This is a genomic window from Archangium gephyra, assembly GCF_049060025.1.
In the GTDB taxonomy this organism is placed as follows: domain Bacteria; phylum Myxococcota; class Myxococcia; order Myxococcales; family Myxococcaceae; genus Archangium; species Archangium gephyra_A.
In genome coordinates, this window is sequence record NZ_JBMEQQ010000002.1 from 3880359 (window position 1) to 3897742 (window position 17384).

Sequence of the window (17384 nt, forward strand, 5' to 3'; positions counted from 1 at the left end):
GCGGTCAGCGCCCGTAACGCCGGTGGTCCACCATCAGGCAGCGGTCCTGCACCACCTGGATGCCCGCCTCGGCCAGCCGCCGGGCCGCCGCGTCGTTGCGGATGCCCGACTGGAACCAGACGGCCTTCGGCTTCTTGGCGAGGATGTCCTCCACGTGCTGGTCGATGTCCTGCGGCCGGCGGAACACGTCCACGAGGTCGATGTCCCCCGGGATGTCCACCAGCCGCCGGAACACGGGCTTGCCGAGGATGTGCGTCACGTCCGGGTAGTAGACGGGCACCGGCACCACGTCCACGCCCGCGTTCGCCAGGTATTGCGGCACGTAGAAGGCCGGCTGGCCGCCGTGCTGCTCCGTCTTGATGCCCAGCACCGCCACGCGCTTGCTGGCCTGCACCACCGCGCGGATGCCCGCCTCGTCCTCGATGAGGTTCTGCTCGTAGCTCATCACCGCTCCTCCTCGGGCGCCTGCAGCGACTCCAACTGGGACTTCGCTGCCCACGTCCAGGTCTCGTCACCCAATGTGGCCCGCAAGGTGAGCCCGCGTCGCACCGGGATGAAACGGCCTCTGCCGAGCAACTGTTCTCCCTCGCACTGAACCCCGGGCGTCAGCTCGGGGTCTCCCGCCTGGCTCAACGCCTCGAGCACCCGCGGGGACGCCTCCGCGCCTGGCGCCGCCAGACAGTGCAGTGAGAACACCATCGCCTCGCCGTGCTCGGTGGGAAGCGTCCCGGTGAAGGTGCGCTCCAGCAGGTACGTCACCTCGCGCCCGCCCAGCGGCACCGTGCCCACCACGTAGGACTGAGCGCCCGGCTCCCAGGCGCGCCCGTAGAGGCCGCCGTACTTCGCCTCCCACTCGGCCCGCGTGCGCGCCTCCAGCGCCTCCGGGGCGAAGAAGCCCTCCAGGAGCGAGACGTCCTGTCCCGCCGGAGCCACCGCCGCGAGCGCCGCCAGCGCGGCCTCCGGCTCCACCACGCCCACGAAGGTGCCATCCCCCGCGAGCCGCACGCGCAAGGGGAAGCGCGTGAGGACGTCATCCACGAGCGTCTCCACCGGAGCCCCCTCCCGGGTGTAGCGCGCCTGCGTCACCCGCTGCGTGAGGAGCCAGCCGCTCTGCTCGGGAGTGAAACGCGTGACGGTGGTCAACTCCGCGTCCTGCGTGCCCGGTGCGCCGCTCCACCCCACGGAGCTCTTCAGCGACTCCGTGAGGACCGCACCGTCGGGAGGCTTGAACTCGAGCCGAGCGGGAGGCGGCGCGCCCGGCGCGGGCACCAGCGAGGGGGCGTTGCGGCTGCACGCGCTGACCAGGGCCACGAGGAGCAGCAGGAAGCTCGAATGGAGAAGGCGCATGACGGCCGCGCACGCTGGCAGAAAGCCCCGGGACTCGCGAGCGGTTCGAGGGCACGGGCGCGGTCTTCCAAAAGCTGTCCGACTGTTGGACAAGTTCGTTCAACTCGCGGCCGGAAGGCCCATCCAGGGGCGGAGGCAATCTCCGAAGTGGGCTCTCCCTGGCTGACCGCGCAAGTGGGTTTGTCCTTGCCCCCACGAGCCGACCGCCCCTACCCTGCGCGCCTGCCCTGAGAGTGCTCACGTGCGCCCTGGTTCCTGGCTCCTCGTCCTGTCCCTCCTGCTCTCCGCCCCGGCCTCTGCGCAGGTCCGGTTGGATTCACCGTGGATCCGCCGGCGCATGCTGGTGGCCCCTGTCCGGCCCGAGCAGGTGCCCCCCCTCGCGCTCCAGGTGCGTGCGGGGATGGCCTCGCTCCTTCTGTTCGAAGCCCCCCTGAGACTCGGAGCCGTGACGCTTCCCGCGGACGAGAAGCGCCTCCAACTGGTTCCGATGGATAACGGCTCGCTGATCATCGTTCCCACCACGGACCTGGGAGAGGATGAGCAGATCCCCCTCACCGTGGAGACCGGGCCCGATGCCAGACCCCTCCGCTTCGTGCTCGTCACCCGGAGCGACGCGGTGGATATCCAGGTGCGCGTGGTGAAGGGCGAGCCCTCCACCGATGCGGCCGCCGTGGAGTCCCTGGCCCGGGGCCTCCTGTCCACACCCGACGGCCGCGCCACGCTCGGCGTCCCGCAGCAGACGGTGGACCTCGAGACACGAGCCTCGCGGGGAGAGGCCGAATCCGTGCTCTGGATGGAGCGGCGCTTCTTCGCCACCGTGGCCCTGCGCAGCCGCAAGAAGGGCACCTCCCCGTGGCGGCTGGTCCAGGCGCGACTGCGGGCGGCGCTCACGGACGGCGTCCTCCTGGAGTGGCCCACGCACCTGGTCTCAGGAGAAGCCGGGCCGATACGCCAGCGCCACATCCTGACGGGTGTTCTCCCGGAAGGTGCCTCGCGGCTGGAGCTGGCGTTGGACGGAGAGGACTCACCTGGGGCCTTCCAGCCGCTCCCCCTCGAAGAAGTGCGGACGCACCCATGAACCCGCCACTGAGCCCCCACCAGCTTCGCTCGGGGCACCGCATCCGGGACTTCCTCATCGTGCGCCGGCTGGGCGTGGGTGGCTTCTCCTTCGTCTTCCTGGTGGAGCGCGAGGGCCGCCGCTATTCATTGAAGATGGCGGCCCGGCCCGCCTCGAAAGAGGACGAGGATCGGGTGGATGACTGGATGCGCCGCGAGGTGCTCTCCCTGGAACACCTGGAGCATTCCCAACTGCTGCCGGTGCTCGAGTGGGGCCGGTGGCCCGACCCGGAGAAGGGCTACACCTATTTCGTCACACCCTACGTCTCCGCAAGCACCTTCCACGTCTGGCGTTGGGACGAGCGCGTCACGTTGCAGCGGACCGTGGGCGTGCTGTGCGAGTTCCTGAAGACGCTCGAGGTGCTGCACGAGCGCGGCATCTGCCACCGGGACGTGAAAGCGGAGAACCTGCTGGTGCGAGAGGGAGACGACACCCCCTTTCTCATCGACTTCGGCACGGTGCACCTGCCCTGTGCGAGCGTGCTGACGGATGGGCTCGCGCCGGGGACGCTCCATTGCCAGCCACCCGAGGCCGTCCTCTTCCTGGCGTCCCTGATCTCGGAGACTTCAACCCGGGACTCGCGGCTGGAAGCCCGTCCCGCAGCGGATCTGTATGCCGTGGGCGTGCTGCTGTACGAGACACTCACCAACTGCCGTCCCTTCAGCACCCGGGTGCCACTGGAGCAGTTGCTGGCGGCCATCGCCACCACGCCGCCGCTGGAGCCCGGACGGCTCGAGCCCGGTGCGCCCGAGTCGTTGTGCGTGCTGACCCTTCGGCTGCTGGCGAAGGACCCCGACCAGCGCCCTCCAAGCGCCAGGGCCGTACGCGAGGAGCTGGAGCGGCTGCTCGGGGAAGAGGGGCACACCGCGCCCTGGCAGGCTCCGGCGCAGCGCCCCTCCGAGTGCACGCGGGTGAGGGAGCTGTTCCCGGAGGTGGACATGCTGGAAGAGCCTCGGGAGGAACTCCCGGAGCCAGAGCCCTCTGCCCCTCCTCAGGAGAACCCTCCGCCCGCCCGCGCGTGGTGGGAGGGAAGGCGGCTCCGGCACTTCGCCGCGCTGGCCCTTGGGCTGGGAGTGCTCGGGATAGGGTGGATGCTGCTCCACGCGGAGCCCACCGCGCTGGCCACTCCGGCGCATTCCGAGAAAGGAACACAGCCCTTGCCCACCTCTTCCCACTCCGAAGCCCCCGTGGCCTCCCCCACTCCGCCTCCGGCGAGCTCGCGCAGGTGCGCGCTACTCACCAGCCTGCTGAGTGCGGCCTCCGCGCAACTCCTCGGGTGCGCCACCACTCCCGTGCGGCCCGATCCCATCGGCTACCTCGCGAGCTGCTCCCCCGAAGCCCGTGCCACCCCCGCCAGGTTGGGCATCAAGCCCGACGAGCAGGGCTCCTTCATCGAGCCGGAATCGGGCACTCCGGTTTCGGATGAATCCATCGAGGATGGAGGCGCCCTCAACCTCAAGCCGGGCCCCGTCGCCGCCTCCATGTTCGTGGAGATGAACGGCCAGGAACTGTACCTGAAGATCACCGGCGAGGCGGTGACGACGCCCAACCGCGTCTACATCCAGTTCGACCGTCTCTATCTATCGGACGGCACCTCGTATCCCATCTGTGGCGTGGCCGTGGATGGCAAGCACCAGTACGGCATCCCGACGTACGCGAAGCTGCCGATGCATGGCGCCAAGGTGGACCCGGCGCGAGTGGACAAGAGCCCGGGCAGCGCCGTGCTCAACGATCCGCGCTTCGAGACGGTGTTGCAGGGGCCCGAGGGCTACTACGTGCCCCGCGTCAACATGGCCCCGCCGGACTGGCGCTGAGCCATTCCACTCGGGCCTGTGGGCACCGTGGCGCTCCGTGCGCCGCGTGCCTCCGGGAGGAGGACCCGAAACCGGGCGCTCCTCACTTGCCAGAATCGACGATACAAAACCCGGGTTGGCTCTCGGAGAATCCCACACACTTCTGCCTCGGCCCGCAGGCATCCGGAGCATCCGAGTTGCACTGTTGGAGGCAGCGCTCGCTCATGCATGAGTACCCCTCGGGGCACGAGGGTCCCTGCCCGCCACACGCAAGCGCGCACTTCATCCACACATCATTTTTCAACTCTTGGGCTGAGACATCGCACACCTGATCCGCCGGGCAGGGATTGAGCTGGCAATCCGTTCCATGTACCCGCGCGCACACGGAGGCTCCGTGCGGCAGCGACACGCACCGTTGTCCCTCCGGACAAGCCTGGCCCTCACAGCTCGGCAGGCACACGGAGCCCTTCACATCCGCGGCACTACAGAAATGCCCACCGGGACAGTCCTGGGGCTCCTGGAGCCGACAGGTGCGGCGGCATCTCTTGTCGGTACACATCAGACCCGGCGCACACCCCATTTCAGGTTTGAGGGGCAACTCCACACAAAACATCCCCTCTGTCGCCCTGCCTGGAGCCCCACACCTGCGTACCACGCGTTGGCCTGTCCGGATTGAGTAGCATGAGAGGCCCTCACTGCAATCCTCATCCGTCGCACACTGACTGGCCACGCAGGCAGCCTTCCACAGCAACTTTCCTCGTAGACAGACGAGTGGAGCATCGCAGTCCTCATCCGCGCTGCACGGCTTTTCAAAGGTGAGCAACCGTCTCGACTCGTCTGGCGCAAGGATTGGAACAATCCTGCTGCCATCCTCGCGTGTTCCGGATGTCTTCAGGCCCCCCAGCAGCAGCCCGTTCAACGCCCACATCAACGGGATTGCCAATGAAAATGCCAGGAGGACGGCAAGCCGGGCTCGCCACGTCATTTCCGGCTCCTTCTCGCCAGCTCCTCCTCACAGGCGGCCATACAGGAGTTCGCGCCCTCATTGCCCGAAGTTGAAAATACACACTCCTGGGGAGCGCTCCGAAAATCCCGCACACTTCTCCAGAGGCCCACAGGCGCCCGGCTCGTCGGCTTTGCATTGCTGACGGCACGTCTCCCCGATACACGAAAACCCCTCGGGGCATGGTAGCCCCTGCTTGCTACATGCAGGCGCGCACCTCATCCCCACCCCAGCTTGTGACTCCCGGACCGAAACATCGCATACCTGCCCCGCCGGGCAGGGTTCGAGCTGGCAATCCGTTCCATGCACCCGCGCGCACACCGAGGCTCCATGCATCAGTGACACGCATCTTTTTCCCTCCGGACAGGATTGCCCCTCACAGGAAGGCAGACACACGGGGCCCTTCACATCCGCAGCGCTACAAAAATACCCACCGGGGCAACTCTGGGGATCCTGAGGTTGGCAGGGGCGGCGACATGCCATCTGGGTACAGACCAGGCCCGGTGCGCACGCCCAGCTCCGTTCACGAGGAAGCTCCGTACAAAATTGACCCTCCGAGACCTCACCTGGAGCACCACACATGCGCACCACTCGTTCGCCCACTGCGACGGAATAGCAGGAGAGGCCACTGCTACAGTCCGCATTCGTTTCACAGGTGCTCGCCACGCAGGCTCTCTTCCACTTCAACTGGCGCAGACAGACGAGCGGGGCCTCACAATCTTCATCCCCCGCACAGGACCTCGCGAATGTGAGTAATCGGCTCGCCTCGTCGGGTGGGAGCATGGGGACAAACCTGCCCGCGTCCTCTCGTACAATGGGCCCAGTCAGCGCACCTACCAGCAGCCTGTTCGCGGCCCAGATCAGTGGAACTGGGAGCAGGAACGCCAGCAGGACAGCAAGCCGGCTGCGCCACTTCATCTCCGGTCCCTCCTGTTCATCTTCTCGATGCATGTCTCCAGACAGGCATCGTAGTACTGGTCCCCACACCGCTCCTGAAGATCCGCGGGTTGGCAACCGTCTTGAGCCATTTCATTGGCGAGGTCCTTGAGCATGGCCTGGCGCAGAATTCCCGCCTCCCCACCCACGGGACACGCGGTCCCGATCATCAGCACCAGCATCCCTGCCATCACGCGCACGCGGTTCATCGCCCTGGCCCCCTGAGTCCGTCGTGGCTCGGAGCCTACACAGCGGACCGCGAGCGAAGCCATCGGGTGCCAGTAAAAACACAGCGCCCGCGAGGACCGGCACGTGGCCGGCGCCCGCGAGCGCCTCGACTGCACGACTCGTCACCCGTGACTACGGATGCCGCTGGTTCCCATCCGGGGCGTTCTCCACCAGGTCGCGGCCGATGTTGCGCCGATCCCGATCCACCCCATCGTCACTGTAGTCGCGGCCACCCAACGCGAAACGCCGCGCCGCCTCCGCCAGATCCCTCATCACGTCTTCCCGGGACTGGTACTCCTCCTGCGGCAGCGACTTGAGGACGTTGATGATGTCCATGTAGGCGCCGTTGTCCGCCGCGGCCGAGACGATCTGCTCGCGCGTGGCCGGGTAGTCCACGGAGTCCAGGTGGGGCGTGATGGAGAGTGCCGGGTTCTCCGCAAATCCGAATGCCATCTCGTGTCCTGTGCCTTTCCGCCCGGGCTTCCCTCTCCGCTCCCGGGCCTCGGCTTCAAACTGTGGATGGAATGTCTGGCGGGCCACCTCGTCATGACCCTTTCGGCCGTGCCTCCCGGGCAGCCATCCAGCCAGGGCCAGGGTAGAGTGCCGCTCCCCAGACCTCCTCCGGGACTTCCGATGCTCTCCACTCCCCTGCTCGTCACCTGGCTCGCGCTCGCAGCGCCTCCCGCCGCTCCCTCGCCCGCTCTCCAGGCCTCCGAGGCCACGTCCTCCGCCTCCGACGCCACGAGCGTCTACTCGCTGGGGGATGGTGCCTTCGTGGACCAGGCCCTGCGCGACCTGGAGGCCGTCGAGCGTTACGCCCAGGGCCTGCGCGCGCTGCAGGAGCAGATCTCCAAGACGCGCGGCCTCTACCACCGCAAGCAGGACATCCCCTACACGCCGGACGAGAAGCGCACCCTGCTCACCACCTGGGCGGCCTTCTCCGACTACTTCGCCTCGCTCGAGCTCATCCGCCAGCGCTACTGGGACTTCATCAAGGTGCCGGCGCTCACCCAGCAGACGAAGCACGCCTGGGGCTTCCTGCTCACCCACGGGGCGCTCACCACGGAGCTGGCCCACGGGCTGACGTACGCGGAAGCTCACCAGCGGCCGCAAGCAGCTCGAGGTGCTCCTGGACGAGCCCGCCGAGGAGTACGGCCTGCCCGCGCGCACCTTCGCCCGCTTCAAGGAGAAGGCCATCCACGTCTCCACCAGCACCCAGCTCATGACGGGCGACACCTACGGCGAGCAGCTCCGGCCCCTCTTCAAGAAGACGGGCATCCTCAACGTGCGCCGCGCCGTGTGGCTCCTCCAGGAGATGCGGCACAACTCCAAGGCGGCCCGGAGCAAGCTGCTCGAGCGCGGCTTCACCCTCTTCGCCAAGGCCGGCGCGGACGTCCTCAAGGACTCCACCGCCCAGGCCGTCTTCCCCGTGCAGCGCTCGGTGGCCGAGTGGATGGGTGACACCCGGGTGAAGCGCATCGGCCAGCCCCTCATCCGGCGCGAGCAGACGCTCGCCCTCCTGGCGCGCATGCAGCCGGGCGACATCCTGGTGGCCCGGCAGAACTGGTACCTCTCCAACATCGGCCTGCCCGGCTTCTGGCCCCACGCCGAGCCTCTACGTGGGCACCCCACAGGACTGGGCCACCTTCCTCGATGGCGACGCCGGGGTGCGCGACTGGCTGAAGACGCTGCCCGGCTCGCCCCAGACGCTCGCCGGGCACCTGGCGCGCGAGTACCCCGCCAAGTGGGCCACCTACACCGCCCCGGACAGCCACGGCGACGCCATGCGCATCATCGAGTCCATTAGCGAGGGCGTGTCCTTCACCGGCCCCGAGCACGGCATGCACGTGGACTACCTCGGCGTCCTGCGCCCGCGCCTGTCCCCGGTGGAGAAGGCCCGCGCCATCGCCCGCGCCTTCCACTTGCAGGGGCGGCCCTACGACTTCAACTTCGACTTCTTCTCCGACTCCACCCTCGTGTGCACCGAGCTCGTCTACAAGTCCTACGCCCCCTCCCAGGACATGCGCGGGGTGCGCATCGGCCTGGTGGACGTGGCCGGCCGGCGCACCCTTCCCGCCAACGAAATCGTCCGCCTCTTCGACGCCGAATACGGCCAGCCCGGCCAGCAGCTCGATTTCGTGGCCTTCCTCGATGGCCGGGAAGAGGAGCGGGACGCGGTCGAGGGGGATATAGAGTCCTTCCGGCGCACGTGGCGCCGGGTGAAGTGGGACATCGCCCAGCACTGAACCGAGGAGACCATGACGGAAGAGAGCGGACTCGAGATGCTGGAGATTGCCGGCAAGCTCTTCGAGCGGATGATTTCCCAGCAGCAGGCCAAGGTGCTGCGCCTGGCCCGCGAGGTGGTGCCCAACATCACCCCCGAGGAGCTGCGCAACCCGCATGACTTCCCCAAACTCAAGGAACACCCGACTTTCGAGTTCGAGGACGGTCTCCTTTCGGGACTGATTTCGGCCCAGGTGGCGATGCGGGCGGAAATCAAGGGGCGGCTGTTGCCCCCCGAACCCCCCCGGAGCTGACTGCCTGCCTGCCTTTGCCGTTCCCTCTTGCCTGGGTTAGTCCTTCCCGCCGTGAGCATCACCTCGACCTTGAGCCCGCCGGTAGCCCGCGAACGCCTGGTATCCGCGCTCGCGTCGGATCCGCCGCGGCTGGACCTGGCGGCGTTGGCCATCGCCACGCTGAACCGGCCGGAGCTGGACGTCGCGGCGTACCTGCACACGCTGGACGCGCTGGCCGCCCGGGTGCAGTTGGAGATGGAGCGGCACACCGGCCATGGCGAGGTGATGGCCGGCCTCACCGCGCTGCGTCACGTGCTCGCGGACATCGAAGGCTTCCGCGGCAACGAGGACGACTACCAGGCGCCGGAGAACAGCTTCCTGGACCAGGTGCTGGAGCACAAGGTGGGCCTGCCCATCACGCTCTCGGTGGTGTACCTGGAGGTGGCGCGGCGCGCGGGCATCCCCCTCTATGGCGTGCCCTTCCCCGGGCACTTCCTGGTGGCCTGCAGCGCGGGGGACCACAAGCTGGTGGTGGACCCGTACAACGGTGGAGAAATCCTGACCGAGGAGGGCTGCAAGGAGCTGCTGGAGCGGGTGGCGCCGCAGCTGCGCTTCACGCCCGCCATGCTGGCGCCGGCGCCGGTGGAGCTCATCACCTACCGGATGCTCTCCAACCTGCGCCGGGTGTACCTGGAGCGCGACGAGAGCGAGCGGGGGCTCGCGGTGGTGGACCTGCTGCTGATGCTGGCCCCCAACCATCCAGGCGAGCTGCGCACGCGGGCGGCCCTGCTCGCCAACCTGGGGGCCTACCGGGCGGCCCTCAAGGACGTGGAGCGCTGCCTGGAGCTGTCGCCGGAGGCGCCGGACAGGGATCGGCTGGAGTTGACGGCCCGGGAGTTGCGCGAGCGCGCCGAGCTGTTGAACTGAGCCGATGAGCCCCATCAAACCGTGGCCCCGCCTTCGCCGGGGCCTGGAGCACGACTACCGCGTCCTCAAGGTCCGTCAGGACGTGGTGGCGGACCCGCGCACCGGCCACGAGCAGCCCCGGGTCGTCATCGACAGCGCCGACTGGGTGAACGTCGTCGCGGTGACGAAGGACGACCAGCTCGTGCTCATCCGCCAGTACCGCTTCGGCACCCAGGAGACGACGCTGGAGATTCCCGGCGGCCTCGTGGAGCCGGGAGAGGACCCCGCGGCCGCCGCCGCGCGCGAGCTGGAGGAGGAGACGGGGTATGTGCCGGGCCGCGTGGTGAGGCTCGGCCAGGTGCACCCCAATCCCGCCATCCAGAGCAACGTGTGCCACAGCTACCTGGCGCTCGACTGCGTGAAGGCGCACGAGGGCAAGCAGGACGCGGGCGAGGACATCACCGTGGAGCTGCACCCCCGCTCGGCGGTGCCCCAGCTCGTGCTGGGTGGGGCCATCACCCACTCGCTGGTGGTGGTGGCCTTCTACCTGGAGCACCTGCGCGCCCAGGCCGGCGAAACCCGCTGAAATTCGCCGGGGGGTCCTCCGCGTTGGACGCCCGCGTCACGCGGACGGCAGCCCACTCCCGGGCCCCCCGTGACACCCTCAGCGCACCACGCGGCGCAGCCACTGGTCGATCGCCGCCCAGCCGCGCTCCTTGCCGTAGTGGCCGTTGAGGACGTGCCCGGTGTTGGCGAGCGTGTCCACCCACACGGACGGGGCATTCGGGTACATCGTCGACTCGGCCTCGGCGTAGGCGCCCGACGCCACCAGGTCCAGCTCCCCGAGCTGCACCATCACCGGCACCCGGAGCTCCGCGGCGGGAATGAGCTGCGGGGAGGCCAGCACCGTCAGCAGGTCCAGGTACTGGCCCCGCGTCACGGCGTCCGCCACCTCGTTGTCGTGGGCCATCACCGCCGGGGACGCGTTCGCCGGGTTGTAGAAGAGGGCGCTGCGCATCTCCCCGGGGAAGCGGATGTAGGGGCCCTGCTCCAGGAACGCCAGGAGCACGCTCCCATCCACCGGCACCTCGTGCTGGGTGTTCAGCCAGCCCGTGTTCACCACCGCCTGGGCATCCCCGTGCTGCGCCTGCGCGACGGTGGAGATGAGCGCCCCGAAGGAGTGCCCCACGTAGATGAGCGTCTCGAAGGTGTTCTTCTCCGCCGTGGCCCTCAGGTGCACCGCCACCTGGTGCAGGGCGCTCGCCGCCTCGGCCAGGTTCAGGGCATCCCCGTCCAGCTTGTCGCTCTCCCCCGTGCCCGGCAGGTCCAACGCGAGCACCGCGTAGTGCCGGCGGGCCATGTAGCGCGCGTACGAGTACCCCTGGCCGTCGAGCTCCGGCAGGTCCCAGTAGCCGTGGTTGTAGGTGATGCCGTGCGAGAGGATCTGCACCGGCCGGTTCTTCAGGCTGCCCTGGTAGTAGAGGTAGCCCACCACCGTGTAGCTCTGCCCGTTGGCGAGCCGCACCGGGAACTCCCGCCGCTCCACCTTCACATCCCGAGGACCCGTGGCCTCGGCCGGTACCGGAAGCGCCAGCACCAGCAGCAGCGCCATCCAGGTTCCCATCACGCGGCTCATCGTCTTCATCTCCACCCTCCCTCTGCACGGCTCATCTGGAAAGCAGCGCTTCCCATAAAATACGGGTGGGCCTGATATTCCTGACATCCAGACATAACCAATGAAAATAACTTTTCACGGAGAACACAAGGTATGGGGAGGTGGGCCCCCCAAGCGGAATCTGACACGATGGAGGGCGGTGTCCCTGGAGGGGGAGAAGGCGTGAAACGCGACGAGTCGGTGAAGGAGCGGCTGGAGCGGCTGGAGCTGCCATTCAACGCGTACGGGGTGGATCCCTACGGCGTGTCGAAGTGGCACCTGGGGGTCATCTTCGAGTTGATGTCCTTCTTCTACCGGAGCTACTTCCGGGTGCGCTGCCACGGCATCGAGCACGTGCCGGCGCGCGGGAGGGCCATGGTGGTGGGAAACCACTCGGGCGGGGTGGCGGTGGACGGGGCCATGGTGGTCACCTCGTGCTTCCTGGAGATGGAGCCGCCGCGGCTGGCGCAGGGCATGGCGGAGAAGTTCATCAACGCCACGCCGGTGGCCTCCACGTGGGCCAGCCGCTGTGGCCAGTTCCCCGGCCTGCCCGAGCACGCCATCCGCCTGCTGGAGGAGGACCGGCTGCTGATGATCTTCCCCGAGGGCGCGCGCGGCACCGCGAAGCTCTACCCGCAGCGCTATGACCTGGTGGATTTCGGCACGGGCTTCATGCGCCTGGCGCTCAAGACGCGCACGCCCATCATCCCCTTTGGCTTCCTGGGAGGCGGGGCGGCCATCCCCACGGTGGCCAACCTCTACGGGTTGGGCAAGGTGCTCGGAATGCCGTACGTCCCCGTCACTCCGTACCTGCTGCCCGTGCCCCTCCCCGTGCCGCTGGAGATCCACTACGGCGAGCCCATGGTGTTCGAGGGCACGGGCAACGAGGAGGACACGGTCATCCAGGGGTACGTGGAGCAGGTGAAGGAACGCATCGCGGGCATCGTCGAGCGGCGCCGTCACGAGCGCTGGAAGGGCGTGGAGTCATGAGGATCCTCATCCTGGGGATTGGCGGAGCGGTGGCCCGGCGCGTGGCGCTGCAGTTGAGGGACAAGGGCCACACGGTGGCGGGCATCGACACGCGGCCGTGGGAGGACGCGCCCTCGGACATCGAGGTGCACGAGGTGGACCTGCGCAAGCGGGCGGCGGAGGACGTGTTCCGCACGCGGCGGCCCGAGGCGGTGGTGCACATGGCCACGGTGACGTCGCTGCGCGTGCAGGGCGAGGAGCGCCACCGCATCAACCTGGGCGGCACCCGCGTGGTGTTCGAGCACTGCCGCGAATACGGGGTGAAGCACGCCCTCTTCGTGGGCCGGCACACCTTCTACGGAGCGGCACCGGACTCGGCGCTGTACCACACCGAGGACGAGCCCCCGAAGGAGCTGGCCTCCTTCCCGGAGCTGGGGGACCTGGTGGCGGCGGACCTCTACGCCTCCACGGCGCTGTGGCGCTACCCGGAGCTGACCACGTCGGTGCTGCGCGTGTGCTACTCGCTGGGGCCCTCGGCGCAGGGCACGCTGGCCACCTTCCTGCGCGGCCGGCGGGTGCCCATGGTGGCGGGGTATGATCCGCTCTTCCAGTTCCTGCACGAGGACGACGTGGCGTCGGCCATCACGCTCACGGTGGAGAAGCGCGTGCGCGGCGTCTTCAACGTGGCGGGTCCGCAGCCGCTGCCGCTGTCCGTCATCATCCGCCAGGCCCAGCGCCAGCCGGTGCCGCTGCCGATGATGGTGCTGCGCCAGCTCATCGGCCGCTTCGGGCTGCCGCGGCTGCCTCCCGGAGCGCTCTACCACCTGCAGTACCCCATCGTGGTGGACGCGCGCGCCTTCAAGGAGGCCACCGGCTTCACCTCCCGCTACGACGAGGTGCAGACGATCGAGTCCTTCCTGGCGGCCAACCCTCCCCCGCGCCCGCGCCGGGAGGAGCTCTTCGACCGGCTCGAGGCACTCGGGGTGCTGAGGTAATAGGGCCCGAGGGCTCGCGATCCGGGCCCCATCCCGGTTAGCCTCCGCGGTGCAATCCCGACCGAGGGGGCTTCGATGGTCGTCGTACCGTCCACGCTGGATGCCGTCACCGTGCATGCCGAGGGCGCGCTCTGCACACGCCTGGCCGCGGTGCCGTCCGACAACGGCCGGCTTCCCAGACAGGTGCGCATCGAGGGCCTACCCCTCGGGCTGCGCACCGGCTCGCTCCGGGCCGCCGTGCTCAAGGGCCCTCGGGGGCTCCAGGTGCGGGACATCCGCCCCGCCTACGATGTGCGGCTGCCCCCGGAGACGGACATCCCCGCCGCACAACGCGCCCTGGAGGAGGCCCGGGACAAGCTCGCCGCCGTCAACGCGGAGATGGAGCGCGTGATGCGGGACATCGCGGCCCTCCAGAAGCTCAAACCCTCCTTCCCCCCGCGCAAGAAGGACGAGCCGCACGAGCCGCGCGAGTCCTCCCTCACCGCCATCCTCTCGCTGGCGGGCTTCGTCGATGCGGAGCTTCGCCCCCCTGCACGACCGGCGGATCGCGCTGGAGCGGCAGCAGGGCGACCTGACGGAGGAGGTGAACCTGCGCCAGCGGCGGGTGAACGAGGAGCTCGTCCGCGGTGCGGGGCCACCGTGCCCAGCTCTACCGGGCGGCCGTCATCACCCTCTCCGAGGTGGGCCCGGCGGACGAGGCCGCGCAGCTCGCGCTCGAGTACGCGGTGCACGGTGCCCGCTGGGTGCCGGGCTACGACCTGCGGATGTCCCGGACGCTCGATGGCGGCGTGCTGCGCATGCGCGCCTCCCTCATCCAGCGCACCGGCGAGGACTGGAGCAACGTGCGGCTGGCCCTGTCCACCGCGCACCTGGAGCGGCGTGCCGACGTGCCGGAGTTGAAGGCCCTGCGCATCGGCCGGCGTCAGCCGCCTCCGGCCCGCTCGGGCTGGCGCGAGCCGCCCCCGGGACTCGAGGAGCTGTTCGCCGGCTACGACACGGCCCGGCCCCCGAGCCCGTCCCGTCCTGATTCCGGCATGGTGTTCGACGGGATCGGTGCTGCGGCGGCCGGGCCAGTGCCCCAAAAGGCTCCGGTGCTGAGGGATGAGCCCGTGACAGGGGGCGCCCCCAAGCCCATGGCTCCACCCGCACCGATGCGCGCCTCCCAGGCCATGCCTTCCGTATCCGCGCCGCCCCCCCCCATGTCCGCGCCCAGGCCCACCGGCGCCTTCCGCGCGGGAGGTGCCCCACCCCCTCCGCCCGCCCCCGGCGCGGCACCCGCTTCTCCCAAGAAGAAGAGCGCCAACCTCATGCGGAGCCGTGCCGTCCCCGACGAGGCGCCCATGGAGCTGGAGGAGGAGCCGTCCGAGGAGGCTCGCGGATCTGGACGGGTACGGCGAGCAGTCCAAGGAGGAAGGAGGCTTTGGCGGCGGTGGCGGCCTCGCGGAGACCCGCTCCCGGCCCACCGGGCTGGAACCGGCGGTGGATCTGCTCGACTACGGCAACCTGGAGCTGGGCGGCGCGAATCATCCCGAGCTCCGCGGACGGCTGCAACCCCAGTCCGAGGACATGTCCCGGGAGCTGCTCGTGCTGCTGGGAATGCACGTGCGCGTGGACGTCTTCGCGCTGGTGGCCCAGTACGAGCGCACGGTGGCCACGGTGCAGCACGCGCCGCTTCCGGCCTGGTCCGTACCGCCTCGCCAGTCCACGCCGCACTTCGACTACCGCTTCGACGTGGAGACGCGCGTCGACGTGCCCTCGGACGGCGTGTGGCACAGCGTGCCCGTGTTCTCCGCGCCGGTGGGACTGAGCGCCGAGTACGTCTGCGTGCCCTCGATGGAATCGCGCGCCTTCCGCACCGTGAAGGTGGAGAACCGCACCCCGCACGCGCTGCTCGCCGGCCCGGTGGACATCACCCTCGGGGACGAGTTCCTGATGACGTCTCCCCTGCCCACGCTCGCGCCCGGCGCCACGCAGCGGCTGGGGCTGGGCGTCGAGGAGTCCATCAAGGTGTCGCGCAACACGCGCTTCGACGAGGCCTCCGGCGGCGTGTTCGGCGGCTCCAACGTGCTCACCCACCATGTCTGCGTCGAGCTGGCCAACCGGACCGCGCAGCGCGTCACCGTGGAGGTGCTGGAGCGGGTGCCCGCGGTGCCCTCCGCGGCGGAGAAGGACATCAAGGTGGACGAGGCCGAGGTGAAACCCGCCTGGAGCAAGCGCGCGCTCCTGCCCGGCGAGACGCCCGTGGAGGGCGAGCGGGCCTGGAAGGTGACGCTGCAGCCGGGTGAGACGCAGACGTTGAACGCGACGTGGGCCGTACGGATTCCCTCGAGCAAGATGCTCGTGGGCGGCAACCGGAGGACGTGATGAGCACCCCCATCCATCTCCCCGTCGTGAAGGTGACCGTCCTCGAGGACCGCGCGCTGGTGGAGCGCCGCGCGGACGTGGTGCTGCCCGCCGGGTCCCAGCGGCTGCGCGTGGAGGGGCTCTCACCGCTCGCGGTGGACCCGTCGCTCCAGGCCCAGCTCACGGGAGGCACCGTGGCGCAGGCGCGCGTGAGCCGCACCTGGAAGGAGAAGCCCCGCGGCGAGGCCGCCCGTGCGCAGTGGACGGAGCTGCGCCGGCGCGAGGAGGAGCAGGAGGCCGAGTGGAAGCGCGCGCTGGCGGATGGGATGCGGCTGCAGGCGCGGCTGGAGGTGGTGAACGTGGCCCGCGAGGACGTGCTGCGGGCCATCGCCGAGCTGTCGGGCGCGGGCCGGGCGAAGCCGGAGTCCTGGCGCGAGCAGCTCGAGGCGGTGCGCAAGGAAGCGGCCTCCACCGAGGAGGCGATCCGGCAGGCGCGCAGTCACGCGGAGGTGCTGCACCAGCGGCTGCTGGAGACCCGGACGGTGCGCCAAAGGAGCGAGCTCCCGGAGCAGGAGCTCGTCACCGCGGCGGAGCTGGAGGCGAACCACCCGGCGGGAGGGACGGTGTCCCTGCGCGTGACGTACCTGGTGCCCTGCGCCGTGTGGCGGCCGGCGTACCGCGCCACCCTGGCTCCGGGCGAGGGCGGTGAAACGGTGACGCTCGAGTGCGAGGCCGTGGTGTGGCAGCGCACGGAGGAGGAGTGGAAGGACGTGGAGCTGCTGTTCTCCACGGCGCGGCCGACGCTGGGAGCCTCGCCGCCGCGGCTGATGGAGGACTGGCTGCGGCTGCGCGACAAGAGCGAGCAGGAGAAGCACACCGTGGAGGTGAGCATCCGCGAGGAGGTCATCCAGACCACGGGCGAGGGCGGGGCCAGCCAGGTGGAGTCCATGCCGGGCCTGGACGACGGCGGCGAGGCGCTGACGCTCCGGGCGGCCCACCGGGTGACGGTGCCGTGTGACGGAGCGCCGCACCGCGTGCCGCTGTTCCAGTTCAGCGCTCCGGCGGCGTCCGAGCTCATCGGCTACCCGGAGCACTCGCCGCTGGTGCACCGGGTGGCGCGCTTCGACAACCGGGGCCCGGCGGTGCTGCTGGCGGGCCCGGTGGACCTGGTGCGCTCGAGTGGCTACGTGGGCCGCTCGCAGCTCAAGTTCACCGGCGTGGGCGAGAAGCTCAAGCTGGGCTTCGGCAGCGAGGACACCCTGCGCATCTCCCGGCTGGTCGACTCGAAGCAGGACACCCAGCGCATCACCGGCAAACGCACCCGGACGCACCAGGTGAAACTGTTCCTCTCCAACACCGGCACCTGCGCCGAGAAGGTGGTCCTCGAGGAGCGCATGCCCGTCTCCGAGGTGGAGGCCGTGGAGGTGAAGCTGCACCAGGAGCAGACGAAGCCCGCCCCCACGAAGGTGAGCGAGGACGGCATCGTGCGCTTCGAGTTGGCCGCCCCACCCCGCTCCCAGCAGGAGCTGGCCTTCGCGTACTCGGTGGCCAGTTCCGCCAAGGTGGCCGGGCTCTAA

16 protein-coding genes and 2 pseudogenes are annotated in these 17384 nt (G+C 69.4%); 13 read left to right on the forward strand and 5 right to left on the reverse strand.

What is annotated here, in order from left to right; genetic code table 11:
* Positions 1-4: 4 nt before the first annotated feature.
* A complete protein-coding gene (locus ACN28I_RS16795) occupies positions 5-445 on the reverse strand; it encodes a CoA-binding protein (protein WP_420943015.1) in 441 nt (146 codons plus the stop codon).
* Positions 445-1347: a hypothetical protein gene (locus ACN28I_RS16800; RefSeq protein WP_420943016.1), complete on the reverse strand. Its 903-nt coding sequence runs from the start codon at positions 1345-1347 to the stop codon at positions 445-447. The genes ACN28I_RS16795 and ACN28I_RS16800 overlap by 1 nt, the downstream gene beginning before the upstream one ends.
* 241 nt (positions 1348-1588) lie before the next feature.
* On the opposite strand from ACN28I_RS16800, the gene ACN28I_RS16805 reads away from it, so the two are divergent.
* On the forward strand, positions 1589-2425 hold the full coding sequence (locus ACN28I_RS16805; RefSeq protein ID WP_420943017.1) for a DUF2381 family protein: 837 nt from the start codon (positions 1589-1591) through the stop codon (positions 2423-2425).
* Positions 2422-4278, forward strand: a complete 1857-nt coding sequence (locus ACN28I_RS16810) for a serine/threonine protein kinase (protein ID WP_420943018.1) — start codon at positions 2422-2424, stop codon at positions 4276-4278. Before ACN28I_RS16805 ends, ACN28I_RS16810 begins: the two co-directional genes overlap by 4 nt.
* Positions 4279-6174: 1896 nt before the next feature.
* On the opposite strand, the gene ACN28I_RS16815 is transcribed toward ACN28I_RS16810, so the two are convergent.
* Positions 6175-6405, reverse strand: a complete 231-nt coding sequence (locus ACN28I_RS16815; RefSeq protein WP_420943019.1) for a hypothetical protein — start codon at positions 6403-6405, stop codon at positions 6175-6177.
* Positions 6406-6556: 151 nt separating this feature from the next.
* A complete protein-coding gene (locus ACN28I_RS16820; RefSeq protein ID WP_420943020.1) occupies positions 6557-6877 on the reverse strand; it encodes a DUF2795 domain-containing protein in 321 nt (106 codons plus the stop codon).
* Positions 6878-7057: 180 nt separating this feature from the next.
* Here ACN28I_RS16820 and ACN28I_RS16825 point away from each other — a divergent pair, with 180 nt between their 5' ends.
* From ACN28I_RS16825 to ACN28I_RS16845, 5 genes are all read left to right on the forward strand, one after another.
* Positions 7058-7885: a hypothetical protein gene (locus ACN28I_RS16825; protein WP_420943021.1), complete on the forward strand. Its 828-nt coding sequence runs from the start codon at positions 7058-7060 to the stop codon at positions 7883-7885.
* Between the two features lie 158 nt (positions 7886-8043).
* Positions 8044-8670 carry a hypothetical protein gene (locus ACN28I_RS16830; protein WP_420943022.1) on the forward strand — a complete coding sequence of 209 codons (627 nt, stop codon included), beginning with the start codon at positions 8044-8046 and terminating at the stop codon, positions 8668-8670.
* 12 nt (positions 8671-8682) lie between these two features.
* Positions 8683-8961 (forward strand): hypothetical protein, encoded by a 279-nt coding sequence (locus ACN28I_RS16835; protein ID WP_420943023.1) that lies wholly within the window; start codon positions 8683-8685, stop codon positions 8959-8961.
* A 51-nt stretch (positions 8962-9012) separates the two neighbouring features.
* The gene (locus ACN28I_RS16840) at positions 9013-9867 is read left to right on the forward strand and encodes a SirB1 family protein (protein ID WP_420943024.1); all 855 of its coding nucleotides are present in this window, start codon (positions 9013-9015) and stop codon (positions 9865-9867) included.
* Between the two features lie 4 nt (positions 9868-9871).
* Complete coding sequence (locus ACN28I_RS16845) at positions 9872-10432, forward strand: NUDIX hydrolase (RefSeq protein ID WP_420943025.1); 561 nt, start codon at positions 9872-9874, stop codon at positions 10430-10432.
* Between the two features lie 78 nt (positions 10433-10510).
* Here the strand turns inward: ACN28I_RS16845 and ACN28I_RS16850 are convergent, their stop codons facing one another.
* Positions 10511-11491 carry an alpha/beta hydrolase gene (locus ACN28I_RS16850; protein WP_420943026.1) on the reverse strand — a complete coding sequence of 327 codons (981 nt, stop codon included), beginning with the start codon at positions 11489-11491 and terminating at the stop codon, positions 10511-10513.
* Positions 11492-11683: 192 nt separating this feature from the next.
* On the opposite strand from ACN28I_RS16850, the gene ACN28I_RS16855 reads away from it, so the two are divergent.
* From ACN28I_RS16855 to ACN28I_RS16880, 6 genes and pseudogenes are all read left to right on the forward strand, one after another.
* A complete protein-coding gene (locus ACN28I_RS16855) occupies positions 11684-12490 on the forward strand; it encodes a lysophospholipid acyltransferase family protein (RefSeq protein WP_420943027.1) in 807 nt (268 codons plus the stop codon).
* Complete coding sequence (locus ACN28I_RS16860; protein WP_420943028.1) at positions 12487-13464, forward strand: SDR family oxidoreductase; 978 nt, start codon at positions 12487-12489, stop codon at positions 13462-13464. Before ACN28I_RS16855 ends, ACN28I_RS16860 begins: the two co-directional genes overlap by 4 nt.
* 75 nt (positions 13465-13539) lie before the next feature.
* A pseudogene (locus tag ACN28I_RS16865) lies at positions 13540-13860 on the forward strand (DUF4140 domain-containing protein); the annotation flags it as partial.
* Positions 13861-14228: 368 nt separating this feature from the next.
* Positions 14229-14405 (forward strand): annotated as a pseudogene (locus tag ACN28I_RS16870) (DUF4139 domain-containing protein); the annotation flags it as partial.
* 376 nt (positions 14406-14781) lie between these two features.
* Entirely contained in the window at positions 14782-15828 is a 1047-nt protein-coding gene (locus ACN28I_RS16875; RefSeq protein ID WP_420943029.1) for a DUF4139 domain-containing protein, read from the forward strand.
* On the forward strand, positions 15828-17384 hold the full coding sequence (locus tag ACN28I_RS16880) for a DUF4139 domain-containing protein (RefSeq protein WP_420943030.1): 1557 nt from the start codon (positions 15828-15830) through the stop codon (positions 17382-17384). Before ACN28I_RS16875 ends, ACN28I_RS16880 begins: the two co-directional genes overlap by 1 nt.